This window comes from Streptomyces sp. NPDC018045 (assembly GCF_044327445.1).
In the GTDB taxonomy this organism is placed as follows: Bacteria; Actinomycetota; Actinomycetes; order Streptomycetales; family Streptomycetaceae; genus Streptomyces.
This window is the reverse complement of the sequence record NZ_JBIRFL010000006.1, coordinates 223,328-246,692: the sequence shown is the minus strand read 5'-3', so window position 1 is coordinate 246,692 and position 23,365 is coordinate 223,328. Positions and strand designations below refer to the sequence as shown.

Sequence of the window (23,365 nt, the reverse complement as noted above, 5' to 3'; positions counted from 1 at the left end):
GAAGGACCCGGAGCGGAGGACCATGACACGTGCGGAACAGGCCGAGGACGTGACGGAGGCGGGGGCACCGGACGGCGCGCCGCGGAAGGTGTCGCAGGCGCGGCAGCTCGCCGCGGCATCGGTCGGCAACGCCGTGGAGTGGTACGACTGGTACGCGTACTCCTTTCTGGCCGTCTACATCGCCGACCGGGTCTTCCCCCGGGGCACCGGCAACTCGCTGGTGCCGCTGCTGTCCACCTTCGCGGTGTTCGCGGTGGGCTTCTTCATGCGCCCGGTCGGCGGACTGCTGATGGGCGCCGTCGCCGACCGCCGGGGCCGCCGGACCGCGCTGACCCTGACCATCCTCCTGATGGGCGGCGGCAGCCTGCTCGTCGCGGTCACCCCCACCTACGCGGCCGCCGGCGTGTTCGCGCCGGTCGTGCTGGTCGTCGCCCGGCTGGTGCAGGGGCTCTCCGTGGGCGGTGAGTTCGCCGCGTCCACAACCTTCCTCGTGGAGTCGGCCGGGCCCGGCCGGCGCGGGCTGTTCTCCAGCTTCCAGTACGTCTCCACCACTGCCGGCCAACTGCTGGCGTCCGGCACCGCCGCCCTGCTGGCGAGCGTGCTGACCGACGGTCAGATGGGGCAGTGGGGCTGGCGCGTGGTCTTCCTGCTCGGCGCGGTGTTCAGCCTGCTCGGCCTGTGGATCCGCAGCGGGGCCCGCGAGACGCGCAGCGAGGAGCAGCGCGCCGCCGCCCGGCCCGGCCTCTTCGAGGCGCTGCGCCGTCACCCGCGCCAGTCCCTGCTGATCTGCGGCATCACCGCCGGCGGCACCCTCGCGTACTACACCTGGACCACCTACCTGCCCACGTACGCGCAGGTCAACGCGGGCTTCGACAAGAGCGAGGCGCTCACCGCCGGCACCCTGTCGCTGCTGTTCTTCGCGCTGCTCCAGCCGCTCGGCGGGCTCCTGTCGGACCGCGTCGGCCGCAAGCCGCTGCTGCTCGGCTTCGCGCTGGGCTTCGCGGTGCTCGCCGTACCGCTGCTGCACCTGGTGACCGACGCGTTCTGGTCGCTGCTGCTGGTGCAGTGCGCGGGCATGGTGCTGCTGACCGGGTACACCGCGGTGGCCGCCGCCGTGAACGCCGAGGTCTTCCCGGCACGTGTACGCGCCGCGGGCATCGGCTTTCCGTACTCGCTGACCGTGGCCCTCTTCGGCGGCACCGCGCCGTACGTGGGCACCTGGTTCAAGCAGGCCGGGCACCCGGATCTGTTCCCCTGGTACGTGTCCGCCCTCTGCCTGGTCTCCTTCGTCGTCTACCTGACCCTGCCGGAGACCGCCAAGCAGAAGCTGGACACCTGAGAGGGGCGTGCGCACGGGCCGTGCGCTCACCGCGAACGGCCCGCACACCGCGTCACCCCCGGAGCGTCACTTGCGGGCGACGATCGCCGCGTTGGCGCCGGGCGCCTCGAACGGCACCTTGCGGATCTCGGTGAACCCGGCGTCGGTCAGCCAGGAGCCGTACTCCGCCGCCGTGTAGTTGCGGCCGCCCTCGGTCTCGACCAGCATGTTCAGGCTCATCAGGGCGGCCGGGGCGGGCCCGGTCAGATCGTCGTCGACCATCAGCTCGCTGATCACCAGCGTCCCGCCGGGCGACAGCGCCGCACAGCACTTGTCCAGCAGCATGCGGTTGGTGTCCTCGTCCCAGTCGTGCAGGATCATCGACAGCACGATGATGTCGTGCCCGCCGGGCAGATCGGGCTCGGCGAGGAAGTCGCCGGGGTGGGTGCCGATCCGGTCGTCGAGCCCGGCGTCGGCGATGTTGCGTTCCGCGACCGGGCACACCTTCGGCAAGTCGTACACCGTCGCCTTCAGCCCCGGGTGCCGCCGGCACAGCTCGATGGCGTACGCGCCGGAGCCGCCGCCCACGTCCAGCAGCCGCGCCCCGGCGGTCAGGTCCACCACCTCGCCGAGCCGCTGCGCGGTCCACGACGACAGCGCGTGCATCGCCTCCCAGAAGACGGACAGCAGCCCCGGGTCCTCGGTGTCGAACAGGTGCGGCTGCTTGTCGGGGTCCCAGGTGGTGGGCCGGTTGGTGCGCACGGCCTCGTCGAGCCGGCCCCAGCCGGGATACAGCCGCTGGTCCAGCATCCGCAGCCAGCCGCTGAAGCGGTACGGGCGGCCCGGCACCAGATACGCGTCGGCCAGCGGCGAGTTGACGAAGCGGCCGTCCCCCCGGCGCTTGAGCAGGTCCAGCGCCGCGCAGCCGGTCAGCAGCATCCCCGCCGGCCGTACGCCGATCTCCAGTTCCTCGGCGCACTCCTCGACCGTGCCGCCACCCAGCCGGTCGAGCAGGCCGAACAGGCCCAGCTCGTCGGCGGTGGCCAGCGTCTTGAACGCCCAGAACCCGGTGGCTAACTGCATCAGCGGCAGCGGGGACGCAGTCGGCGCGACGGGGTGCGGGGATGCCATGGAATGCCTCCAGCGGTCGGATCGAAACGGGGGTGATACGGGGACGTACGGGGATCGCACGAAGGTTTACGGACGCGAACATACGTCCGCGCCCGTGATCACTACCACCGCCGGGAGGCTGTCACACACGGAAGACGGGCACCGCGGAACGGTGCCCGTCTTCCGGCCGTGTCAGAGCAGGAGCCGCGTCGGGAGAGCGGCCGCGTCAGGGCGCGTGGCCGTGTCCGCCACCCGACTCGACGGCGCCGCCCAGAGTGGCCTGGAGTGGCGCCAGCGCGCTCCGGGAAGGGCCGGTGACCGACCAGCGGGTGCCGACGAGGTAGGTGCCCCCGTACGCCTTGGCCTCGGTGAGCCAGGCGCGTTTCTTGGCGTCGCTGCTGAAGGTCAGGATGCGGAAGACGCCGGCGCCGGTGGTGCAGCCGCCTTCCCGCAGTTCCTGGGCGTCGATGATGACGTCGGCGCGGCAGCCGAGGGCGGCGGCGATGCGTGCCATGGACGCCGGCGGGCCGGGCGTGGCGGCCGCGCCGGGGGAGGGGGCGGCGTGCGCGGGGTGCCGGGCGGCCGGCGCCGGACCGCCGTTCACATGGCCGGTCACGACGATGGCGCAGGACAGGCCGCCCGCCGCCAGCAGGGGCAGCGCCGGTCCGGACGGAAGCCTCATGCCGTACGTTCCCCCTTTCACCGGCAGTCGCGGCCGGAATTGATGCATTCCACGGCTGTACGCATCAGGCGCCGCGGCATCAGGTTGATGAAGTCGCCGTGATCCGTCACCGGGTTGTGCAACTGGTCGGGGAAACTGTCCACCGCGTACAGCGTGTTCGGCGCGATGGTGTAGGTCAGCCGCTGTACCAGCCGGGGAACGGCCCGGAAACCGTTGCGGCACCGCCCGTTCCCGTCCGGGAAGACCATGTGCGTACGGTGATTGGCGCTGTCGATGTTGCGTCCGTCCCAGCAACTGGGAAATACCAGCGAACGGACGACATCGCTGCCCCGCGGGCAGATCGGGTACTTGTCCCGCACCTGCCGGTCCTCGAATCCGGTGCAGCTCCACGAAGCCTTGGCCTGGGCCGGGCCATTCGTCAGCGCTTTCGCGTCACCGGTGAGACTGCGCAGGAAAGGCGGCATGGCGGTCACCTTTTCCGTCCCGTTCGCGTCGAACGTCAAGGACACCTCGGCGGGACGCAGAATCGTGCCCACATTGCCGTCCTGCCCGCCGCCGGGCGCGTCGGCGTCACGCTCCCGTCCGTTGTCCCGCAGCCGCAGCACCGGCCAGTAATAGGTGGACCGGTCGCCGTTGCCGCAGGTCGTGCCCGCCGCGGCCAGTTCGTTGTCGGAGGCGAAGGCGTCCGTCTCCAGATTGCCGACGTAATCGTGCAGGTGGTGGGCTCCGTTGCGCACGCCCGGCGCCACGATCAGGTTGTCCGGATTGTTGTGGCCGTTCTCGTTGCGCCCGCATTCCGAGCGGAAGGAACCGCCCTGTCCGCTCTGGTTTCCCCCGCCCGGGGTATTCGGCCGTACGGTGGTGATGTCGACGAAGTCGTCGCGGAACGGGCCGTTGTCCGCGCTGCTTCCGTCCCGCGAGCCACGGGGGGCGTTCGGCGCGGCGACGGTCTTCGCCGTCGTCCGGCACGCGCTCAGCCGGTCGAGCGCCCCGGGGCTTCCGCCCGCCTGGCGCAGGGCGTCCGTGATGCGCCCGATGGTGGCCCTGCGGTCCCGCTCCAGCGCGCTCAGCACCCGGCCCCGCGTACCGGGATCGGCCGACCAGCGCTGGAACGCCCGGGCGGTCTGGGCCTCCAGCCGCCCGAGGTTGCGATTCACCTCGGGGGCCGCTTCCGCCGGGAGGCTGCGCAGGTGCTGCCCCACGTCCGGGCAACTGATCGTGCGGCCGGACGCCGCGCCCGCTGTCCCGCCCGCCGCTCCCCCTGCCGCGGCGTCCCCGCCACCGGCTCCACCGGTGCCCGCCAGCGCCTGGGCGGCGATCACCGCCGTACCGCCGCACGCGGCCAGCGCCGTGACGATCAGCGCTCCGCTCCGCTTCGACAGGCGTGTCCTCTTGTGCGGAGGGTGCGGAGGGTGCGGACGCGCCGGTATGTGCTGCTGCCGTTTCATGTCATCACTTCGCTTCACTTCGCGGTTCACCGGTCGTGCGGAACGCGGTCCTGCTGGGCGGGCGGCGCCACCGTAGCCGTGCCGGACCCGCCGGGCACCGGCCCGCCGTCGAGTGCACCGAAGTCGACCAGTCCGGTCTGTTCGAGGGCCGTGATGTGATCGAGGACGACGGTATTGGCACGGGTGGCCAGGTCCCGGATCACGGAATTACGGGTATTCGCCCGTACTTGGGCGACAAGGGAGAACACCTTGCCGTGTGCGCGGCGCGCCAGATTCGCGAACAGCCGCTCATAGGCGTCCCCTTCGGCCGCGTCGAGCTGGGCGAGCCACCCCCGCTGTTCGGGAGTCGGCTGCCCGGGGAGGGTGATGGCCAGCGTGCGGGCCGCGTCGGCAGCGCGCTGGTTGAGATCGGTGTGCCCTTCCGTCAAGTGCCGCCCCGCGTGCCGGACGGCCTGCCGTTTTCCGCGTTGCCATGCCTGCCGGCCCGCGGGAAGTTCCCACAGCCCGGCCTGCCGTACCTTTCTGACGAATTCCCGGTCGAGCGGTGACAGCGGGCCCGACGGTGTGTTCCACACTCCGAGCCCGTCGTCCTGCGCGGCGGGAGCGGGACCGTCCGCGGCGCTGCCGCTGCCCGCGAACAACTGCACCGGCAGCAAAATGGCCACCGCCGTGAGGGAAAGTCCGGCGATGACCAGCCCGGTTCCCACCGAGAACCGCGACCGGACACCGCCGATCACCGAATGCCGCCGTCCGACACTGCGCACAGAGCCCTCCTTTTCCGGGGGACGGGAAAGGGGACGCTATTGCGGCGCCGGGCCGCCTCCGCCGTGTTGGCGCCAACCGGACAAAGAACCGCCACGGCGCCCTCCGCTTGCTAGGGTGCCGGGCCGCGCCGGTCGGCACGGGGGTGCCGACCCGTATCCCTTTACGCCCTCGCGGCCCGTGAAGCCCAGGGCGACACGCCGCTGAATGTCGGCGATCGGGTGATTTGGCGGCGCGAGCGTCACCACCGGCAGCGGAGCGTCAATACCTTCAGCAAACACAGCAACGCTGCCGGTCAGCCGCGACCGACCGGCAGCCGTACGTGAAGGAGACGTCCCCATGTCCGCACCGCGCCGCCTGCTGACCACGGCCTGTGTGACCGCGCTCGCCCTCACCGCGCCACTGGGCGGCGGTCTCTCAGTGGCCGCCACCCCGGACAGCCCGCGCCCGGTGCCCGCACCCCAGGGGGACCTGACCCGGGTGGGCAAGGGCAGCGGCGACTTCTGCCTGGCGCCGGAGGCCGGCCGCGCGCTCGCCAGGGCGCACGTACGGCTGAACGCCGTCCGCCCGGCCCGGCTGACCGGCCCCCGTGACCGGCGGTGCGTCACCGCGCCGATCACCGGCGGCACCTTCAACCGAAGTCTGTCCAAGGGCGAGCTGCACTTCGACGGCGGCTTCGAGTTCACCCGCGGCGGCCGCTATCTGCGGGTCAACCACCTGAAGGCGGACTTCGCCACCGGGCGGGTCTCCGGGGACGTCCGGGGCGCCCGGCCCGCCAGGGCGGCGTTCCTGGCGTTCACCCTGGACCGCAAGAACGTCCGGGTCGGCGCCGGCAAGGTCACGGCGCGCGTCACCTTCACCCTGACCAGCCAGGGCGCCGCGTCCTTCAAGAGCGCCTTCGGCGCCGCGCCGGTCAAGGCGGGCGAGCGGCTCTTCGAGGGCACCGGCACGGCGGACGTCCGGCTGCCGCACCCGACCCACGCCCTCCGCCCGGCCCGTACGACGCTCGACGTCCACCAGTGACGCGCCGCGGCTCCTGACCGCCGGCCGGGGGCGGGCCCCGCAGCCCGTCCGGGACGCTCACGGCTCGCCCTGGCACGGCGTCCGCTCTCCTCGCTCGTGGCGGGAGGCCGTGGGTGCCGGCGGACGACCGTCACCGTCCGGGTGGGCCGTGACGCCGTCGACCACGCCCCTTCCGATGCTCCCCGTTCGCGGCCGGGCCGCGAACGGGGACGGCCCGGCGTTGGCCGGTGTGGTGGTGGCGATGAGGTGATCGACGACGTCCGGCAGGGCGGCACGGCTCCGGTAGGCGGCGCGCTGCCGGTCGGCGCCGCTGCCGCCGGCGCGCAGCCGTGCCCACGCCGTGCGGACGAACTCCAGGTCGCCGTGGTGGTGCAGGGCGGGACGGATCCAGGAGAGCAGTTGTTCGAGGCGGGTGACGGCGGGCACCAGGCGGCTGGAGGGCAGATCGACGCTCTGGCCCGCCAGGCCGTCCCGTGCGGCCCGCCAGCAGGCCGCACGCAGGATCTCCGGCCCCGGACGCGGGGCCGGCTCCCCGGCGTCGACGGCCGCCAGGGCTGTCGCGGCCGACGCCTTGACGACCGCGGCGAGCAGCGCGGTCTCGTCGGCGGTGGGGACGGCGTCGGCGGCGCGGATCTCCAGCGTCGGCACATGGCTGGAGGGCCTGATGTCCCAGTACAGACCGCCACGGTCCATGATGGCGCCGGTGTCGATGAGGCGGCCGACCACGTCGTCGAAGTGGGCGGGCGACTCGATGTAGGGCGGCGGCCCGGCGGCCGGCCAGCGGGCCCAGGCCATCGTGCGCCAACTGGCATAACCGGTGTCCCCGCCCTGCCAGTACGGGGAGTTGGCCGTCAGCGCGACGAGGGACGGCAGCCAGCAGCGCAGATGGTTGCCGACCTGGAGGGCCCGGGCCCGGTCCGGGATGCCGATGTGGACATGGCAGCCGCAGATGGCCTGCTCGTCGTCGAGCGCCCGGAACGTCGCCACGCTCCGGTCGTACCGCGCGCTCCGGGAGAAGGGCGGCGGGTCGGGCCGCCCGAGGACCGGGGACCCGCTGGAGACGATGCACAGGCCCCGCCGCCCGGCGGCGCGGGCGGCGGCGGCCCGCAGCGAGCGGATCTGCTCGCCGAGTTCCCCGACCGTGGCGTGCGGTTCGGTACGTGCCTCCACCTGGTGACGCGTCAGTTCGGTGCCGAACCGGTCGCCGAGCCCGGAGGCGGACGCCGCCTGGGCCGCCACCTCCGGCCCGTACGGCACAGGCTCCCGGCTCACCGGATCGACCAGCAGGTACTCCTCCTCGACCCCCACGGTCGGCCCGGCCGGCCCCGCGGCGCGGCCCCGCTCGCGGGAGACACCGGCGCGGTCTTCGGCTGGTCTCGCGTCATCCGGCTCTGTGCCCATGGTGACCATGCTGTCACGTGGCGCAGCCGCGCCCGGTGCCGCAGCGGTGCGGTTTCGGCCGCGGCCCGGGCATGGCGGGCGCCGCGCCGGCCCGTTGCCACGCGAGGCTCCGCTCTTGCGCCGTGAGTGCCCCGTGTAGTCCGCTGTCCTCCATGGTGAAGCGGAGCATTGCCACACTGATCGCCGTTCTGGCCACCGGTTCCCTGGCCACGGGCATACCGAATCCACGCGCCGAAGCCGCCGAGCCCGGAGCGGGCGGTCCGCCGCCGTTCGCCGGGTCGTCCCCGGTGCCGGGCATCGACCTCGACACCGTGACGATCCCGGAGTTGCAGACCCGGATGGCGAACGGGTCACTGACCGCCTCGGCGCTGACCCGGGCCTACCTGCGCCGGATCGAGACCGTCGATCCCACGGTCAACGCGGTCCTGCGCACCGACCCCACGGCCCTGCGCCAGGCGGCCGCCAGCGACGCCAGACACCGGCGCGGCGTCACCCTCGGCCCGCTGGACGGCATCCCCGTCCTGCTCAAGGACAATGTGAACACCCGCGACATGCCCACCACGGCAGGCTCGCTGGCCCTGGCCGGCAGCCCGCCGGCCACCGACGCCACCCTCGTCACGCGGCTCCGGAAGGCGGGCGCGGTGATCCTGGGCAAGACGAACCTCTCGGAGTGGGCGAACTTCCGCTCGACCAAACCGACGTCCGGCTGGTCGGCGGTCGGCGGCCAGACCCACAATCCGTACGTCCTGGACCGCAACCCGTGCGGCTCGTCCTCCGGTTCGGCCGCCGCGCTCGCCGCGTCGCTGGCGCAGGTGGCGATCGGCACCGAGACGGACGGCTCCATCGTGTGCCCGGCCGGGATGAACGGCGTGGTCGGGCACAAACCCAGCCTCGGCCTGGTCAGCGGGTCCGGCGTGGTGCCGATCTCCGCCGAGCAGGACGCCGCGGGGCCCATGGCACGCAACGTCACCGACGCCGCGCTCACCCTCTCCGTGATCGGCGGCGGGGCCGGCGAGCGCCGCGAGGACGCCACCCGCGCACTCGCGGAGGTGGCGCAGCGGCAGCCCGGCGCACTGCGCGGCAAGCGGATCGGCCTGTGGCGGCTTCCCTCGCTCGGCGCGGAGGTGGACGCCGTGATGTCCCGTGCGGCGGCGAAGCTGCGCAAGGCCGGGGCCGAGGTCGTCGAGGTGACGCCCCCGTACCAGAAGCGGCTCGCCGAACTCGAATTCCCGGCGCTGCTCAGCGAGTTCCACCGGGACATCGACGCGTACCTCGCCACCCGCGAGGGGCCGCGCGACCTCGCCGAACTCATCGAGTTCAACCGCACCCACCCGGCCGAACGCACCTGCTTCGCCGGTCAGGAACTGTTCGAGCAGGCCCGCACCGCGCCCCCCACCACCGACCCGAAGTACCGGGCCATGCGCGCCGAACTGAAGGACCTCTCGCGGCGGTCCATCGACGAGACGCTGGCCGCCCACCGCCTGGACGCCATCGCCGCGCCGACGAACCCGCCCGCGTGGACGACCGACTGCGCGCGGGGCGACAACGACGTGATCCCGTCCTCCACCCCCGCGGCCGTGGCCGGCTACCCCTCGCTCTCCGTCCCCGCCGGAACGGTGCGCGAACTGCCCGTCGGTCTGCTCCTCACCGCCGGAAACCACCAGGACGCCGAGCTGCTGGCGGTGGGGGCCGCGGTGGAACGCCGCCTGGACGCGTGGCGGGCACCGCGCTACTTGCCGACACTGGGCGACACCCGATAGCCGCCTCGCCGGCCCCCGACCACGACCGCCCGTGCGCACCGGCCCGGGCGGTGACGGCCGCCTCGCCCCGGGCACCCGGTGGGGGCGGGACGCTAACCCGCTGATGCCGACGACCTAACGGGCGGCTAACGCTCACCTAACGGCGACAGCAGGTCCGACCGAGACACCCTGGGAAGCCCTGCCAAGCCACCGCACCCTCCAGTCCCCGGCCTACGCGAGTCCGGCCCCAGTGCCATGCCCCCCGAGGCCGCGTGATCGCGTCTGGCATCTGCCAGTTCGCATCACGCGCCTCAAGGGCAGAGCCGCTTCACGGGGAGGCGGCCAGGCCCGGGGAGCGCCCATGGCACCGACCACACCCGACTTCGGCCCGCGCATCGACCCCTACGCACCGTACGACCCGCAGCGCGACTGCGACCCCACGGCCAAACCCGGCGTCGCCGGCTTCCGCGACCTGGTGCTGGCCGCCTACGCGGGCACGCGGGACCTGGGCATCAGCCGGTCCTGCGGCAGCGGCGGTCAGAGCGAGCACAAGGAAGGCCGGGCCTGGGACTGGGGTGTCGAGGTCAACGGCCAGGCCCACCTCGCCGACGACCTGATCAACTGGCTGCACGCCACCGACCGGCACGGCAACCCGCACGCGCTGGTCCGCCGCTTCGGCATCATGTACATGATCTGGAACCGCCGTATCTGGATGGCGAACCGTCCCGACGCCGGCTGGCAGCCGTACCGGGGCAGCAATCCCCACACCAACCACATCCACTTCAGCTTCTCCTGGCCCGGTGCCCGTAAGGAGACGAGCTGGTGGACGGGTGCGGCGCCCCGGCCGAACCCCCGGGTGAGCGTGGGGATTCCGTCGGTGGTGGACACCGGCTCCGGGATGGTCGTCTTCGGGGTCGACCCGTCCGGCGGGGTCATCCACCGCTGGCAGAACGCTCCCGGTGGCGCCTGGTCGGCCTGGATTCCGCTGGGGCGGCCCGCGCGGCGTGCGGTGGGCCGCCCCTGGGCTCTGGTGGGCCGTTACGGCAGGCTCGTCGTCTTCGTACGGGGTGACGACGGTGCCCTGTGGCACACCTGGCAGTCGGAGGCGGGGGAGTGGGCGCCGGATTGGGTGACGCTGGGCGGCCGGCCGGCGAGTGACCCGGCGGTCGTGCTGAGCCCGAACGGCGCGCTGTCGGTCTTCGCCCGTGACCCGGGCGGCCGGGTCACGCACACCTGGCAGCGCGGTGCCGAGCAGGGTTATGCCTGGAATGACACCTGGGTGGACATGGAGGGCTCGGTGCGCGGCCGTCCCACCGTTCTTGTGGGGCGTGATGGTGGGATGGTGCTGTTCGCGCGCGGCGCCGACGATGGCCTGCATCATCGCTGGCAGACGGGTACGGGCGGGCCGTGGTCGGCCTGGACACCCCTCCACGGCCGGCCGGCGAGTGACCCGGCGGTCGTGCTGAGCCCGAACGGCGCGCTGTCGGTCTTCGCCCGTGACCCGGGCGGCCGGGTCACGCACACCTGGCAGCGCGGTGCCGAGCAGGGTTATGCCTGGAATGACACCTGGGTGGACATGGAGGGCTCGGTGCGCGGCCGTCCCACCGTTCTTGTGGGGCGTGATGGTGGGATGGTGCTGTTCGCGCGCGGCGCCGACGATGGCCTGCATCATCGCTGGCAGACGGGTACGGGCGGGCCGTGGTCCGCCTGGACCCCCCTCCACGGCCGCCTCACCCACGACCCGGCCGTGGTCCTCAACCCCCACGGCTCCCTCTCGGTCTTCGGGCGTGACCCCAACGGCCGCGTCACCCACACCTGGCAGCGCGGACCCGAGCAAGGGCACGCCTGGAACGACACCTGGGCCGACATGGAAGGCAGCCTGGCCGACGAACCTCCCGAGACCGCCGCCGAAACCACCCGGACCCCCACCCCCACATCGGCGTAGACGCCGGCCACACAGCCGTACGGTCACCCCGCGCACACGGGGGCGCGGGGCGGCCGTACGGCGTTTTCACAGGTGCCAGCGCGCGTCGTGGTCCGGTGCGTAGCGGCACATCGCGCCGGTGGACACGGTGGCCCGCAGGTGGGCCGCGAGTTCGGGGTGGTGTTCCGTCAGGCGGCGCAAGGTGTCGCGGATGCGGGCCGTCACGTTCTTGCGGGCGCGGTCGGTCTCGTCGCCCAGGCGGCGGGGGCGGCCGGCGAGGCCGGCGGCGGTACGGAGCTCGGTGAGGAGGGCTTGCCGCTCATGGTCGTACTGCGCGGCGGTGCGGTCGTCGCCGCGGCAGACCGCCCTGTCGATCTCCTCGTCGAGCCTGTCCAGGCGCCGCCGGTAACGGGCCTTCGCCTCATCGTCCAGGACCGCGTCGCTTCCGAGGGCGCCCGCCGCCGCGGCCAGGGGCGCGCTGTCCGGGCACAGCAGGCGGGTGGCCGGGACGTCCTGGCCGGGGCGGGCGAGCAGCGTGTGCAGGTCTGCCAGTCCTTTGGCGTCGGGCACGTGGGCGGTGCGGCCCGCGTAACGGAGCCGCCACACGGCCCCGTTGCGTACGAATTCCCGCTCGGGTGGCGCGGCGTGCGCGCGAGGGGCGGGGGCGGGGCGGAGGCTGCGCGCCCGGTCGGCGAAGTGTGTCATGCCCAGTTCGCGGGCCTCGGCCTCGGCGTCGCGCAGGAGCGCGGTGGCCCGGTCCTCGTCGTCGCGGCCCGCGCGGGCGAGGAGCGCGCGGGCCAGTTCCGTACGGGCGCGAACCGACCAGGGGCGGCCGTGGAGCCGGTCGGCGGACCGCCGGGCGGCGTCGAGGTCCCGTACCGCCGCCTCCCACCGTTCCTCGGCAGCGTGCAGCAGGCCCGTCCACAGGGCCGCCGGGCCGCTGATGTCCCACCCGAACAGCGAGACCAGCCACTGGCCCCGGTAGGGCTCCAAGGCGGCGCGTGCCTGTGCGCAGCACGCCGGGTCCCGGGACGCGGCCGCGCTCTGCGCCCGCAGCCGGACCCGTAGCGGGGCGATGGCGCGTTCCAGCACGCTGTCGTCCGGCGGGCCGTCCCCGGGCCAAGGCACCGGGCCGATCGCGGCGGTGTCCTGTTCACATGCGGTGATGCTCGCCAGGAGTTGGGCGTACAGGTGGTCCTGTCCGGGCATCGCGCGATGGGCCTGTTCCGCTTCCGGGAAGCGGCCCTGGAGGAGGGCCAGCGCCCAGCGGTGGTGGCCGATGAAGTACTGGTAGTAGTTGGCGTGGGTGCCGCTGAGGGCCAGCGTCTGGGCGAGCAGGTCGCCGGCCTCGGGGAAGCGGCCCATGAACGCGTACACGACGCTGCGGTCGATGACCGAGATCATCCTGGTCCGGGGCAGCCCGCAGGCGTCCGCGCCGGCCACCATGGCGTAGAACTGCCGCAGAAAGCCGGGGTCGTCCAGTTCGAGCAGGGCGACCCAGCGCATGGACGCCGCCAGATGCTCCATCCAGACGTCGGCCCGGCGGCGGGACACCTCCATCAGTTCCCCGGCGACATGGACCCGCTGCGCCGCCGTGCGCGGCCCCCACACCGCGTGCAGGCGCGCCCACAGACCCAGGTGCAGGGCATCGTCGTCCCCGGCGGCGCGGGCGGCCGCCACGACACGGCGGGCCACCTCCTCGACCGGGCCCGCGTCGGGTACGGCCGGTTCCCCGGCTGTGCGGCGAGGCCCGGGAACCAGTACGCGGTGTGCCGCACGCAGCGCCCGGGACTTGAGTCCCGTCGTGTCGCCCCGGCCGTCCGCGTGGTGCAGCGTGAGCGCCACACGGCCCACCAGCTCGGCGTCGCCCGTGCCGGACGCCAGCGTGGCGGCGTCCTCGTACACCAGCCAGGAGCGTTCGTGCTCGCCGAGGAGCTGGAGTTCGGCGCCGAGGTCGAGGGCGAGCCGTACGTGGCGGCGCGGATCGCCGGTCCCGAGCCGTTCCAGCGCGCGCCGGTAGTGCCCGACCGCCTCCTCGCTCGCCAGCCTGCTGACCGCGTGCCGGGCCGCGGCCACCAGAAGGTCCACCGCCTCACCGGCGTCGAGTTCGGGGCCGGCGAAGTAGGCGTGCCGGGCGAGGTCGGTGGGCCGCGCGCGGTCTCCGGCGCCGGCCGTGTCCCGCACGGCACGTACGGCGGCGGCGTGGAGGTGGCGGCGCCGGTCCTCCGCCAGCCCGTCGTACAGCGTCTCCCGTACGAGGTCGTGGGTGAAGACGTACGCGTCGGCCGCCGACGGTTCCAGCAGCCCGGCCGCGGCGGCCTCCGCGAGCGGCCCGGCGGCGAGGTGTTCCGGCGACCCGGCCGTGCGGGCCAGCGTTGCCCGCTCGAAGCGGCGGCCCAGCACGGCGGCCGCCTCCAGCAGCCGTACGGTGGGGTCGCCGAGCAGCGACAGCCGCCGGTGCACCACGGCGCGGACGCCGGGCGCGACGGCGACCAGGGACTGACCGGCGGTCACGGGCCGGTCGTCGGCGGCGGACCGGCCGGCGGACCACAGGCGGGCCGTCTCCTCCACGAAGTACGGGTTGCCGCCGGTGCGTTCGTACACCGAGGCGGCCGTGGCGGCGTCGGGCCGGGTGCCGGACGTACGGGTCACCAGCTCCTCGACCTGCGGCGGGGTCAGGCCCGTCAACGCGAGCGTGGTGGCCTTCGCCGCCAGTCGCGGCAGCAACGGCCGCAGGGGGTGGTCGGGCCGCTGCACCTCCACGTCGCGGTACGTCCCGATCACGAGCAGCCGCTCGAACCAGGCGTGCTGCGCCGTGAATTCCAGCAGACTCAGCGACGCGGCGTCCGCCCAGTGCAGATCCTCCAGCACCACGGTCACCGGACGGTTCCGCGACACGACGGTCAGCAGCGTCGTCACCGCGTCGAACAGCTCGAAGCGCAGCGCGTCCCCGGCGCCCGTGCCCTCGCCCAGCAGAACGGAGAGGGCACCACCGGCCGCCGTCACCGCCTCCTCCCACTCCCCGGCGGTCACGCCATGCCGCACACTCCGCACGGCCTGCGTCCACGGCCAGAAACCGGGCGTGCCGTCGGAGTCCCAGCAGGCCCCGTGCACCACCAGCGTGTCGCCGCGCTCCCGCGCCCCGTCCACCACGCCGCGCACCAGGGACGTCTTGCCGATGCCCGCCTCGCCCGTGACCAGCACCAGCCCGCCGTGACTGGTACGCGCCCGCTCCAGGCGGGACCGCAGCATCCGTACGCTGTGCTCCCGCCCGATCAGCGCGCTCTCCATGCGTTCGTCCTCCCGGGCGTGGGCGCGCGGCACGCCCGCATGCCAGTCATCACAGCGTGTGGCTCCGCTGCCTTGATAGCCGCAGGCCGGGAGGTTGCGTGGCGATACGCGCCGAAGTCACCTTCCCGGGTGCACGCGCACACGAGCCGGTGCGGCCACCGCCGGTGCGGCCTCCGCCGGCGCGGCCGAGGGCCTGCCGTCGCAGCGATTCCGGCGCGTCAGGCAGCCGGCACCCGCTCGGTTCCCAGGAGCTGCTTGATGTCGCGTACGGCGGCGCGTCCGGCGCGGTTGGCCCCGATGGTGCTGGCGGAGGGGCCGTAGCCGACGAGGTGGATACGGGGGTCCCGGACGGCGCGCGTTCCGTCCAGGCGGATGCCGCCGCCGGGCTCGCGCAGCTTGAGGGGCGCCAGGTGGTCGATGGCGGCGCGGAAGCCGGTGGCGTACAGGATCGTGTCCGCCTCGACGCTGCGGCCGTCGGACCAGATCGCGCCGGTCCCGGTGAGGCGGTCGAACAGCGGCAGTCGCTCCAGCACGCCGCGTTCGCGCGCCTGTCGCATCGTCTCGGTCATCGGCAGTCCCGTCACGGAGACCACGCTCTGCGGCGGCAGCCCCGCCCGGACCCGTTCCTCGACGCGCGCGACGGCGGCCCGGCCCTGCTGTTCGTCGAACGGGCCCTCGCGGAAGAGCGGCGGGCGGCGTGTCACCCAGGTCGTCGCGGCGGCGACCTCGGCGATCTCCAGCAACTGCTGGACGGCCGAAGTCCCGCCACCGACGACGAGCACGCGCTGCCCCGCGAAGTCCTGCGGCCCGCGGTACGCGGAGCTGTGCAGTTGCCGGCCGCGGAAGACCTCCTGCCCGGGGAAGCGCGGCCAGAAGGGCCGGTCCCAGGTGCCGGTCGCGTTCACCAGGGCCCGGGCGGCGTACGTCCCTTCCGACGTCTCCAGCAGGAGCCGCCCGGCCGCGCCGTCACGTACCGCCCGGACATCCACCGGCCGGTGCACCCGCAGCCCGAAGGTGCGCTCGTAGGTGCCGAAGTACGCGCCGATCACCTCGGCGGACGGCCGGTCCGGATCGGCGCCGGTCAGCTCCATGCCGGGCAGCGCGTGCAGGCCGTGGACCTTCGCGTACGTCAGGGTGGGCCAGCGGAACTGCCACGCGCCGCCCGGCCGCGGCGCGTGGTCCAGCACGACGAAGTCCCGGTCCGGCTCGTATCCCGCCCGCCGCAGGTGGAAGGCGGCGGCCAGACCGGCCTGCCCGGCCCCGGCCACCACGACCTCGGTCTCCCGCACCCCGATATGGTTCATGCTTCTACCAACCAGGGTGAGGGCCGGAATCTTCCTGCCCTCGGCGGCGCCCCTCAGCGGCCTCCGGCGACCAGCAGCGGCGCCCCGCCCGGCGCGGAGGCCGGGCGCCCGTTGGCCGCCGGAACGCCGGACAGGGGGGAGGGCCCGGCAGGCAGCAGCCCCCGGGCGGCCAGCTCGGGCCGTACGCCCTCACCGAACCAGTACGCCTCCTCCAGATGCGGGTAGCCGGACAGCACGAAGTGCTCGATGCCCAGAGAGTGGTACTCCTCGATCCGATCGGCCACCTCCGCATGGCTGCCGACCAGCGCCGTTCCCGCACCGCCGCGCACCAGGCCCACCCCGGCCCACAGGTTCGGGGAGATCTCCAGCTTGTCGCGCGAGCCGCCGTGCAGCGCCAGCATCCGCTGCTGGCCCACCGACTCGCTCCTGCCCAGCGCCTGCTGCGCGGCGGCCACGGTGTCCGGGTCCAGATCGCCGAGCAGCCGGTCCGCCGTGGCCCACGCCTCCTTCGCGGAGTCGCGCGAGACGGTGTGCAGCCGGATGCCGAAACGGACCGTACGGCCTTCCCGAGCGGCGAGGCCCGCGATCCAGTCGATCTTCTGCTTGACCTGCTCGGGAGGCTCGCCCCAGGTGAGGTACACATCGACGTTACGGGCGGCGACCGGCCCGGCGGCCGCCGACGAACCGCCGAAGAAGATCTCCGGGAGCGGGTCCGGCGGCAGCGCGGTCAGGCCGCCCTCCACCTGATAGTGCTCGCCGTGGAAGTCGAACGGGGCGCCGCCCCACACGCCCCGTACCACCTGGAGAAACTCATCCGTACGGGCATATCGCCGGTCGTGGTCCAGCGCGTCACCGAAGCGCCGCTGCTCGGTGGAGTCCCCGCCGGTCACCACGTTCAGCAGCAGTCGGCCGCCGGAGATCCGCTGGTACGTGGCGGCCATCTGCGCCGCCAGCACCGGCGAGATCACCCCGGGCCGGAAGGCCACCAGGAACTTCAGCCGGTCGGTGACCTGGGTGAGGGCCGTCGTGGTCAGCCAGGCGTCCTCGCACCACGTCCCCGTCGGCGTGAGGACCGCCTCGAAGCCCAGGTGCTCGGCGGCCCTGGCGATCTGCGCCAGATAGCCGATGTCCGGCGCCCGCACGCCGCTGACCGGGGTGATGCGGTCGCGCCGGACGCCGCCGTCGGTGTACGCGTGCCGGTCGACGAGGGTGCGCCCGTCGCCGCCGGTCGGCAGGAACCAATGAAGATGTACGGTCACGGTGTTCAGCCGGCCTTTCCTGGAGAGCCATGGGTACGCGGCGCCGTGCTCGAAGGCGGCAGGCTGCCGTTGAAACGGGTGTCGACGAAGGACGAGAAGTCGAAGCGGCCGGGGATCAGCCCGAGCGCCGCGAAGGTGTCGGCGATCTGCTGCTCGGAGGCGACGGCGGGCCGGTCCAGAGCCACCGTCACCGCCGTGGCCCGCGTCCGTTCGGCCGCCGCCAGCGCCACGTCCCGGGGCAGGCCGGTCTCCTCGGCCCACGCCTTCGCCCAGACGTCCGGATGCCGGTACACCCAGTCCTGCGCACGCCGCAGTCGGTCCAGGTAGTCCTTCAGCGCCGCCGACTTCTTCCCGTCCTCCAGGGCGGCGGGTGCGGCAACCTGGAAACTGAGGCCGTTGACGACCCCTTCACCGGTGGTCAGGATTCGGGCGTCCGTCTGGGCGAGGGCCTGCGAGGTGTACGGGTCCCACACCGCCCAGGCATCCACCCTGCCGCGGCTGAACGCGGCCAGCGCGTCGGCCGGCTGGAGGCGGTTCAGCGTCACGTCCTTCGGCGTCAGCCCGGCCTTCTTCAGGGAAGCGATGATCTGGTAATGCGCGGAACTGCCCTGCGCCACCGCGATCGACTTCCCCTTGAGCTGCGCCGGCCGGGTGATCGGCGAGTCCTTCTTCACCAGGACCGCCTCACCCGCGGCCGAGCCGTGCGTCGCCGCGATCACCTTGAACTTCGAGTTCGCCGCCGCGGCGAAGACGGGCGGCGTGTTGCCGACCCCGCCGACATCCACGGCCCCGGCGTTGACCGCCTCCAGCAGCGGCGGCCCGGAGGAGAAGGTCGACCACCGAATGCGGTAGGGGAGGTCCTTCAGCTCCCCGGCGGCCCGCAGTACGGTCTCGGAACCGCCTTTCTGGTCACCGACGTTCAGGGTCACCGAGCCCTTGCCGTCGGTCCCGGCAGGGGTCCCGCCCCCACCGCCCGAACCGCTCGCCCGGGAAGCCCCACCGCACGCGGCGAGGGACAGGAGGAGGGGGAGGAGCAGGAGGGAGAGCAGCGGGGTGGCGGGGGAGCGGCGGCGCGGGACGGGTGGGTGCGGTGGACGTGATCGACTACGTGGGTTCATGCGAGGTCCGTTTCGTACTCGTACGCAACAGCGTCGATGGCCTGGCTTCCGGACGGGGGACGGGAGACACGATGAGCAGGTGAGCCACGGAACGGGTGACCGCACTCAGACGGCGGCTCCCTCCCCGCCCAGCACGCCCAGGCGGTCCAGCAACCGGGTGCGCAGGGCCGCGAACCCGGGGTTGGTGATGTCACGCGGGCGGGGCAGACCGATCTCGGTCTCGTACGCGATCACGCCGTTCTCCATCACCAGCGCACGGTCGGCCAGCAGCAGGGCCTCGTCCACGTCATGCGTGACGAGCAGCACCGCGCAGCCGCGCTCCTGCCACAGATCGGCCACCAGCTTCTGCGCCTTGATGCGCGTCAGCGCGTCCAGCGCGCCGAACGGCTCGTCCAACAGCAGCAGGTCGGGCTCCCGCACCAGCGCGCGGGCCAGCGAAGCGCGCTGCGCCTCGCCCCCCGACAGCGTCTTCGGCCACGCGTCCGCCCGATGCCCCAGCCCCACCTCTCCCAACGCCCTTTCAGCCACGCCGCGTTCGGGCTTGCCCGGCAGCCCGAGCAGCACATTGCGCCACACCCGCTTCCACGGCATCAGCCGCGGCGCCTGGAAGGCGACGGCCTTGCGCCGCGGCACCAGCACCCGGCCCTCGACCTCCCGGTCCAGCCCGGCCAGCACCCGCAACAGCGTCGACTTGCCGCAACCGCTGCGCCCGAGCAGCGCGACGAACTCCCCCGGCACCACGTCCAGCCGCAGCCCCTCGATGACGGCCCGGCCACCGAAGGCCCGCCGGAGCCCCCGCACCCGTACGGCAGCGTTCCCCTTGGCTTCACCCTTGCCGCCGTACGGCTCCGCTCCCTGATCCGCCGCTGATTCCCTCACTGATTCCTTCAGTGATTCCGTCACCGCTTCACCGCCAATCCCACCATCGATTCCGCCGTCAACCCCGCCGTCGATGCCGCCATGGATCCCGCCACGGGACTCGCCGTGGATCCCGCCGTGCCATTGCTTCGTCACTGGCCGGTGAACGTCGGCCGCCATTGCAGCAGCAGCCTTTCGAGCGTGCGGACGATGAAGTCGGCGAGCAGCCCGAGGGCCGCGTACACCACCAGGCAGACCACGATCACATCGGTACGGAAGAACTCTCTGGCCTGGTTCATCAGAAACCCGAGCCCGTCGTCGGCGTTGACCTGCTCGCCGAATACCAGCGCCAGCCAGGCGGTGGCGAGCGAATAACGCAGCCCCGTCATGGCGCCCGGCAACGCACCGGGCAGAACGACGTGCCGGACCAGCCCCCAGCGCCCGAGCCCCAACGAACTGCCGGCCTCCACCAATTGCGCATCCACCCCGCGAATCCCGGCATACACATTCAGATACAGGTGGAAAGCCACGCCGAGCGCAATCAACGCGATCTTCGGCGCCTCACCGATGCCCAGCCAGATGATGAACAGTGGAATGACACCCACCCACGGCACCGACCGCAGCATCTGTACGACGGGATCGACGAGATCCTCGCCCAGCCGCGACAGCCCGGACGTGAGAGCCAAAGCCACACCGGCGACCACCCCCACGGCCAGCCCGACGGCGACGCGTTGCAGCGACACGAACATCGCCGACGGCAACGTCCCGTCGGACACCAGCGTCCCCGCCGTCTGCGCGATGGTCCCCGGCGAGGCGAGAATGTCGCTCTCCAGCACTCCGCTCGCGCTCAGTGCCTGCCACAACGCGAGCAGAAACACCGGCACCACGGCCCGGCGCAGCCACCGCGGCGCGCTCCGGCGCCGGGCCGACACCGGTATCACGGGCACGAGTTCGGGGCCGCTACGTGCCCCGGCCACCGGCCGCCCGACGCTTGGCGGCGCGACGCCCGGCGGCGCGGCCTGGTCAACAGTCATGAACACTCCAACTCAAGAGCAGCGGCACGCCCCACCCATGCCGCGGCCACACGGCTGTACGGCCGCACGGCTGTACGGCAGCGCAGTACGCGCCACGGCCGCACCGAACCGGACGTACGGAGGGACGTACGGAGAGAAGACGCTTGGAGAGAAGACGCACGGAGGGAAAGAGACGCGCAAGGAATCACGAAGAACACATCAACGCGAAGAGCATGAGGAACACGCCGAACCACGCGGCCCCGGCGCCGGAAAACACAAGAAAAACCGCCGCTCGATCAGCGGCATGCAGGGCGTCGGCGATATGGAGAACGCCGACGAGGCGTCGGCGTCAGCGGCGCGACACCATCAGCGACCGCGGCGACACGCGGAGGACGCCACTCGCAGCAGGTCGATGTGACCGCGCGTGGTGAGCCGAGCTGACGTAGACATGCCGCAGAACGTAGCGGCGCCCCGGACGGCGGGTCAAACACCATCTCACCCGCTGGACCATTGTTGCGGGGGCATTGCGCCTACAGCGGACGCGTATCTGCACGGATCAGAGCGCCACCCGTACGAAAATGGACCCATGAGTACCGCATTCACGACCCGGACCCTGGACCTGACCACCGGCACCAAGGAAACCGTCGCCGACATCACCGACGACTGCGCCGCCTTCCTCCGCGACGTCGCCGACGGCGCCTCCGGTCTTCTCAACGTCTTCGTCCCGCATGCCACCGCCGGCATCGCCATCATCGAAACCGGCGCCGGCAGCGACGACGACCTGCTTGCCGCCCTCGGCGACCTCCTGCCCGCCGACGACCGCTGGCGCCACCAACACGGCTACCGCGGCCACGGCCGCGACCACGTCCTCCCCGCCGTCGTCCCGCCACACGCCACCCTGCCCGTCGTCGACGGCCGCCTGGCACTGGGGACGTGGCAGTCGGTGTGCTTCGTGGACACGAACAGGGACAACCCCGACCGTGAGGTTCGACTGAGCTTCCTGGGCTGACAAGGACCGTCCTGGGTGCGCCACCGACTCTCCTTGCGCTGTGTACGCGTCGGAGAACCCAGCCGGAGAATCCGTACGGCCACGACAGCCCGTGGGACCTGATCGGCCGGGTGGCACGGTCCACGACCGTCAGCCGGCAGCCCCGGACCGGCCGGGCGATCCGATACTGCCCGGCCCGCCCGGTCCCTCCGCCGCCGCCCGGTTACCGGCAGCAGGTGGCCGCGTAGGGGTACGGTGCGGCAGCCGCGTGGACGTGTGGTCGTTTCGTGGCCTACGCCGTAGTCGATCCGGTCGAAGTCCTTGCTGGTGACGTGCATCAGTGGTGCATAGGACGTGGCCGTCAGGCGGGCATACGGTGTGGCGCGGCCCGCCTCGGTGGTGCCGGCGTAGAGGTTCGTCCCGCCGGTCATGGGCCGGATCACCGAGGTGGTGCCCGGCGCACCGGATGAGCACCGTGCCGCCCGCGACCGCGAGCGGCACGGCCCGGCGTGGTGACTGCGGGACATCGTGCCAGGCCGGTCCCCCGTCAGTCCCGCGGCGCCGGGTGCTGCTCCAGGTACCGGGTGTACCGCTCCAGCCCGGCCCGTCCGTCCGGTACGAACGGCCAGTCCGGGTCGGACAGGCGTGCCGTCAGTTCCTCCCAGGACATCCACCAGCCCTCGGCGACCTCGCTCGCCTGGTGCACCACCGGGCCGTGCCGGTCCGGGGCGTACTCGGCCTCGTAGACGCAGGCCAGGTAGTTGGTGTCGGCGTCGGCGTACCAGTAGCGGAAGCAGGGGCGCACCCGGCAGCCGCGGACGCCGAGTTCCTCCGTCACCTCCCGCTCGGCGGCCTCGTCCGGATCCTCCCCGGCGGCCACCACGCCGCCGGCCCAGGCGTCGTGCATGCCCGGGTAGACGTCCTTGGTGTCGGTGCGGCGGTGTACGTACACCCGGCCCGCCGTGTCGCGCAGCAGCACCTGCGTCGCGCAGTGCGGCAGGTTCTCGGCGCGTACCCTGCTGCGGGGCGCCGAGCCGACCACACGGCCGCTCAGATCCCCCTCGGCATAGAGGGCCACGATTTCCTCCATCCCCTTCACCTTCCTCTCGTACCGTGCCGGATCGGAACCTCCACCCCTCCCTACCAGCCACCGGCCTGCTCCGCATTCTCCTGGGCCGCACCGCCTACCGCGGAGCCGGATGTAGATCGCGGCGACGGCGGGAGCCGGCGGCCCCGGGCTTTCCGTGGTGGGCGGTGGGGGCCGTGGTGTGCCGAGAGCCGCAGGGGCGAGTGGGGCGCGCTGTTCAGGGGTATGGCGGGAAGCAGTGGTGACGGGGGAGCTTTTCCTTGCAGGCAAGGGGCCGTAGGGGCACTTCGCGAACCTGTCTGTCACGCCCCCGGCAAGCGGTGCAGCCGTGTGCCGCGTCGAAGAGAAAGGCGCCGAACGCCATGCAGAGATCCTCTTTTCGCGGTTTCATCCGTACCGGCCGAACCGGACGTACCGGCCGTACCGGCGTTGTGGTGTCGTGCGCCGCCGTGGCGTCGGTCATGCTGGGTACGGCGGCCAGTGCGGCCGTGCCCGCGGACGTGTCGCACGACAGCCCGGTCGGGGCGCGGACACCTTCGGCGCGCGGCTGTGCCATCGTCTACTTCGACCTGGGCGAGACCCTGGTGCACACGGCCGAGGACTCCAGCATCGGCTACCTGCCGGGCGCGGCCGCTTATCTGCGCACATTGCGGGAGCGGAACATCAAGGTCGGGCTGCTCACCAACGTACCGTCCTCGTGGGGCGAGACGGACGCCGAGCGTGCCGCCGCCCTGAAGAAGGAGGTCGACAGCGCCTGGAAGGGGCCCGTTCCCTTCGCCTGGGAGGACTTCGGCGACCGTATCCTCACTCCGCGCACCGAGGCGGAGCGCAAGCCGGCGCCCGCCCTCTGGAAGCGCGCCAAGGCCGAGGCGCACGGCTGCCGCCTCGTCTACGAGACCGAGAACGCCAAGGAGACCCGCGTCGCGGCCTCGCTCGGGTACGTGGCCTACCGGACCGGGCAGCCCTTCCGCCCCGCCTATCTCCCGGCCCGAGTGATCGAGTGCCTGGCATACGGCGCTCGCCCGCACGCCTGAACGGCT

19 protein-coding genes are annotated in these 23,365 nt (G+C 72.9%); 6 read left to right on the top strand and 13 right to left on the bottom strand.

Annotated features, from left to right (window positions below; translation table 11 throughout):
* Window positions 1–22 precede the first annotated feature (22 nt).
* Window positions 23–1,339 (top strand): MFS transporter, encoded by a 1,317-nt coding sequence (locus ACH4EB_RS17040; RefSeq protein WP_398348304.1) that lies wholly within the window; start codon window positions 23–25, stop codon window positions 1,337–1,339.
* Window positions 1,340–1,405: 66 nt separating this feature from the next.
* Here the strand turns inward: ACH4EB_RS17040 and ACH4EB_RS17035 are convergent, their stop codons facing one another.
* From ACH4EB_RS17035 to ACH4EB_RS17020, 4 genes are all read right to left on the bottom strand, one after another.
* A complete protein-coding gene (locus tag ACH4EB_RS17035; RefSeq protein WP_398348302.1) occupies window positions 1,406–2,449 on the bottom strand; it encodes a methyltransferase in 1,044 nt (347 codons plus the stop codon).
* A gap of 205 nt (window positions 2,450–2,654) precedes the next feature.
* A complete protein-coding gene (locus ACH4EB_RS17030; protein WP_398348300.1) occupies window positions 2,655–3,110 on the bottom strand; it encodes a hypothetical protein in 456 nt (151 codons plus the stop codon).
* A 17-nt stretch (window positions 3,111–3,127) separates the two neighbouring features.
* Window positions 3,128–4,558, bottom strand: a complete 1,431-nt coding sequence (locus ACH4EB_RS17025) for a DUF1996 domain-containing protein (RefSeq protein WP_398348299.1) — start codon at window positions 4,556–4,558, stop codon at window positions 3,128–3,130.
* A 26-nt stretch (window positions 4,559–4,584) separates the two neighbouring features.
* Window positions 4,585–5,322, bottom strand: a complete 738-nt coding sequence (locus tag ACH4EB_RS17020) for a DUF4142 domain-containing protein (protein WP_398348298.1) — start codon at window positions 5,320–5,322, stop codon at window positions 4,585–4,587.
* Window positions 5,323–5,659: 337 nt separating this feature from the next.
* Between ACH4EB_RS17020 and ACH4EB_RS17015 the strand changes: the two genes are divergently transcribed.
* Window positions 5,660–6,343, top strand: coding sequence for a hypothetical protein (locus tag ACH4EB_RS17015; RefSeq protein ID WP_398348297.1), 684 nt, complete (start codon window positions 5,660–5,662; stop codon window positions 6,341–6,343).
* Between the two features lie 57 nt (window positions 6,344–6,400).
* Here ACH4EB_RS17015 and ACH4EB_RS17010 read toward each other — a convergent pair whose 3' ends face one another.
* Window positions 6,401–7,744 (bottom strand): glutamate--cysteine ligase, encoded by a 1,344-nt coding sequence (locus tag ACH4EB_RS17010; protein WP_398348296.1) that lies wholly within the window; start codon window positions 7,742–7,744, stop codon window positions 6,401–6,403.
* Between the two features lie 152 nt (window positions 7,745–7,896).
* Here ACH4EB_RS17010 and ACH4EB_RS17005 point away from each other — a divergent pair, with 152 nt between their 5' ends.
* Together ACH4EB_RS17005 and ACH4EB_RS17000 are read left to right on the top strand one after the other, a co-directional pair.
* Window positions 7,897–9,504 carry an amidase gene (locus tag ACH4EB_RS17005; protein WP_398348294.1) on the top strand — a complete coding sequence of 536 codons (1,608 nt, stop codon included), beginning with the start codon at window positions 7,897–7,899 and terminating at the stop codon, window positions 9,502–9,504.
* A gap of 340 nt (window positions 9,505–9,844) precedes the next feature.
* Entirely contained in the window at window positions 9,845–11,428 is a 1,584-nt protein-coding gene (locus ACH4EB_RS17000) for a hypothetical protein (protein ID WP_398348293.1), read from the top strand.
* Between the two features lie 66 nt (window positions 11,429–11,494).
* Here the strand turns inward: ACH4EB_RS17000 and ACH4EB_RS16995 are convergent, their stop codons facing one another.
* The 7 genes from ACH4EB_RS16995 to ACH4EB_RS16965 form a co-directional block, all read right to left on the bottom strand.
* Window positions 11,495–14,731: an ATP-binding protein gene (locus tag ACH4EB_RS16995; RefSeq protein ID WP_398348292.1), complete on the bottom strand. Its 3,237-nt coding sequence runs from the start codon at window positions 14,729–14,731 to the stop codon at window positions 11,495–11,497.
* A gap of 185 nt (window positions 14,732–14,916) precedes the next feature.
* Window positions 14,917–16,002 carry an NAD(P)-binding domain-containing protein gene (locus ACH4EB_RS16990; RefSeq protein WP_398348291.1) on the bottom strand — a complete coding sequence of 362 codons (1,086 nt, stop codon included), beginning with the start codon at window positions 16,000–16,002 and terminating at the stop codon, window positions 14,917–14,919.
* A gap of 53 nt (window positions 16,003–16,055) precedes the next feature.
* Window positions 16,056–17,261 (bottom strand): LLM class flavin-dependent oxidoreductase, encoded by a 1,206-nt coding sequence (locus tag ACH4EB_RS16985; protein WP_398348290.1) that lies wholly within the window; start codon window positions 17,259–17,261, stop codon window positions 16,056–16,058.
* Between the two features lie 5 nt (window positions 17,262–17,266).
* On the bottom strand, window positions 17,267–18,379 hold the full coding sequence (locus ACH4EB_RS16980; RefSeq protein WP_398348288.1) for an ABC transporter substrate-binding protein: 1,113 nt from the start codon (window positions 18,377–18,379) through the stop codon (window positions 17,267–17,269).
* A gap of 105 nt (window positions 18,380–18,484) precedes the next feature.
* Window positions 18,485–19,180 (bottom strand): ABC transporter ATP-binding protein, encoded by a 696-nt coding sequence (locus ACH4EB_RS16975; protein ID WP_398348536.1) that lies wholly within the window; start codon window positions 19,178–19,180, stop codon window positions 18,485–18,487.
* A gap of 209 nt (window positions 19,181–19,389) precedes the next feature.
* Window positions 19,390–20,271, bottom strand: a complete 882-nt coding sequence (locus ACH4EB_RS16970) for an ABC transporter permease (protein WP_398348287.1) — start codon at window positions 20,269–20,271, stop codon at window positions 19,390–19,392.
* A gap of 345 nt (window positions 20,272–20,616) precedes the next feature.
* Window positions 20,617–20,700 (bottom strand): putative leader peptide, encoded by an 84-nt coding sequence (locus tag ACH4EB_RS16965; protein ID WP_398348535.1) that lies wholly within the window; start codon window positions 20,698–20,700, stop codon window positions 20,617–20,619.
* Between the two features lie 136 nt (window positions 20,701–20,836).
* On the opposite strand from ACH4EB_RS16965, the gene ACH4EB_RS16960 reads away from it, so the two are divergent.
* A complete protein-coding gene (locus ACH4EB_RS16960) occupies window positions 20,837–21,259 on the top strand; it encodes a secondary thiamine-phosphate synthase enzyme YjbQ (protein WP_398348286.1) in 423 nt (140 codons plus the stop codon).
* A gap of 526 nt (window positions 21,260–21,785) precedes the next feature.
* Here the strand turns inward: ACH4EB_RS16960 and ACH4EB_RS16955 are convergent.
* The gene (locus tag ACH4EB_RS16955; protein ID WP_398348285.1) at window positions 21,786–22,328 is read right to left on the bottom strand and encodes an NUDIX hydrolase; all 543 of its coding nucleotides are present in this window, start codon (window positions 22,326–22,328) and stop codon (window positions 21,786–21,788) included.
* Between the two features lie 446 nt (window positions 22,329–22,774).
* Between ACH4EB_RS16955 and ACH4EB_RS16950 the strand changes: the two genes are divergently transcribed.
* The gene (locus tag ACH4EB_RS16950; protein WP_398348284.1) at window positions 22,775–23,359 is read left to right on the top strand and encodes a hypothetical protein; all 585 of its coding nucleotides are present in this window, start codon (window positions 22,775–22,777) and stop codon (window positions 23,357–23,359) included.
* Window positions 23,360–23,365: the final 6 nt, after the last annotated feature.

What these genes read in the sequence shown, in the direction of transcription:
- ACH4EB_RS16960 (WP_398348286.1), top strand. Translation starts at nt 20,837, where the DNA reads ATGAGTACCGCATTCACGACCCGGACCCTGGACCTGACCACCGGCACC.
- ACH4EB_RS17010 (WP_398348296.1), bottom strand. Translation starts at nt 7,744, where the DNA reads ATGGGCACAGAGCCGGATGACGCGAGACCAGCCGAAGACCGCGCCGGT.
- ACH4EB_RS17015 (WP_398348297.1), top strand. Translation starts at nt 5,660, where the DNA reads ATGTCCGCACCGCGCCGCCTGCTGACCACGGCCTGTGTGACCGCGCTC.
- ACH4EB_RS16955 (WP_398348285.1), bottom strand. Translation starts at nt 22,328, where the DNA reads ATGGAGGAAATCGTGGCCCTCTATGCCGAGGGGGATCTGAGCGGCCGT.
- ACH4EB_RS16990 (WP_398348291.1), bottom strand. Translation starts at nt 16,002, where the DNA reads ATGAACCATATCGGGGTGCGGGAGACCGAGGTCGTGGTGGCCGGGGCC.
- ACH4EB_RS17025 (WP_398348299.1), bottom strand. Translation starts at nt 4,558, where the DNA reads ATGAAACGGCAGCAGCACATACCGGCGCGTCCGCACCCTCCGCACCCT.
- ACH4EB_RS17000 (WP_398348293.1), top strand. Translation starts at nt 9,845, where the DNA reads ATGGCACCGACCACACCCGACTTCGGCCCGCGCATCGACCCCTACGCA.
- ACH4EB_RS16970 (WP_398348287.1), bottom strand. Translation starts at nt 20,271, where the DNA reads ATGACTGTTGACCAGGCCGCGCCGCCGGGCGTCGCGCCGCCAAGCGTC.
- ACH4EB_RS17035 (WP_398348302.1), bottom strand. Translation starts at nt 2,449, where the DNA reads ATGGCATCCCCGCACCCCGTCGCGCCGACTGCGTCCCCGCTGCCGCTG.
- ACH4EB_RS16965 (WP_398348535.1), bottom strand. Translation starts at nt 20,700, where the DNA reads ATGTCTACGTCAGCTCGGCTCACCACGCGCGGTCACATCGACCTGCTG.
- ACH4EB_RS16980 (WP_398348288.1), bottom strand. Translation starts at nt 18,379, where the DNA reads ATGAACCCACGTAGTCGATCACGTCCACCGCACCCACCCGTCCCGCGC.
- ACH4EB_RS17030 (WP_398348300.1), bottom strand. Translation starts at nt 3,110, where the DNA reads ATGAGGCTTCCGTCCGGACCGGCGCTGCCCCTGCTGGCGGCGGGCGGC.
- ACH4EB_RS17005 (WP_398348294.1), top strand. Translation starts at nt 7,897, where the DNA reads ATGGTGAAGCGGAGCATTGCCACACTGATCGCCGTTCTGGCCACCGGT.
- ACH4EB_RS17040 (WP_398348304.1), top strand. Translation starts at nt 23, where the DNA reads ATGACACGTGCGGAACAGGCCGAGGACGTGACGGAGGCGGGGGCACCG.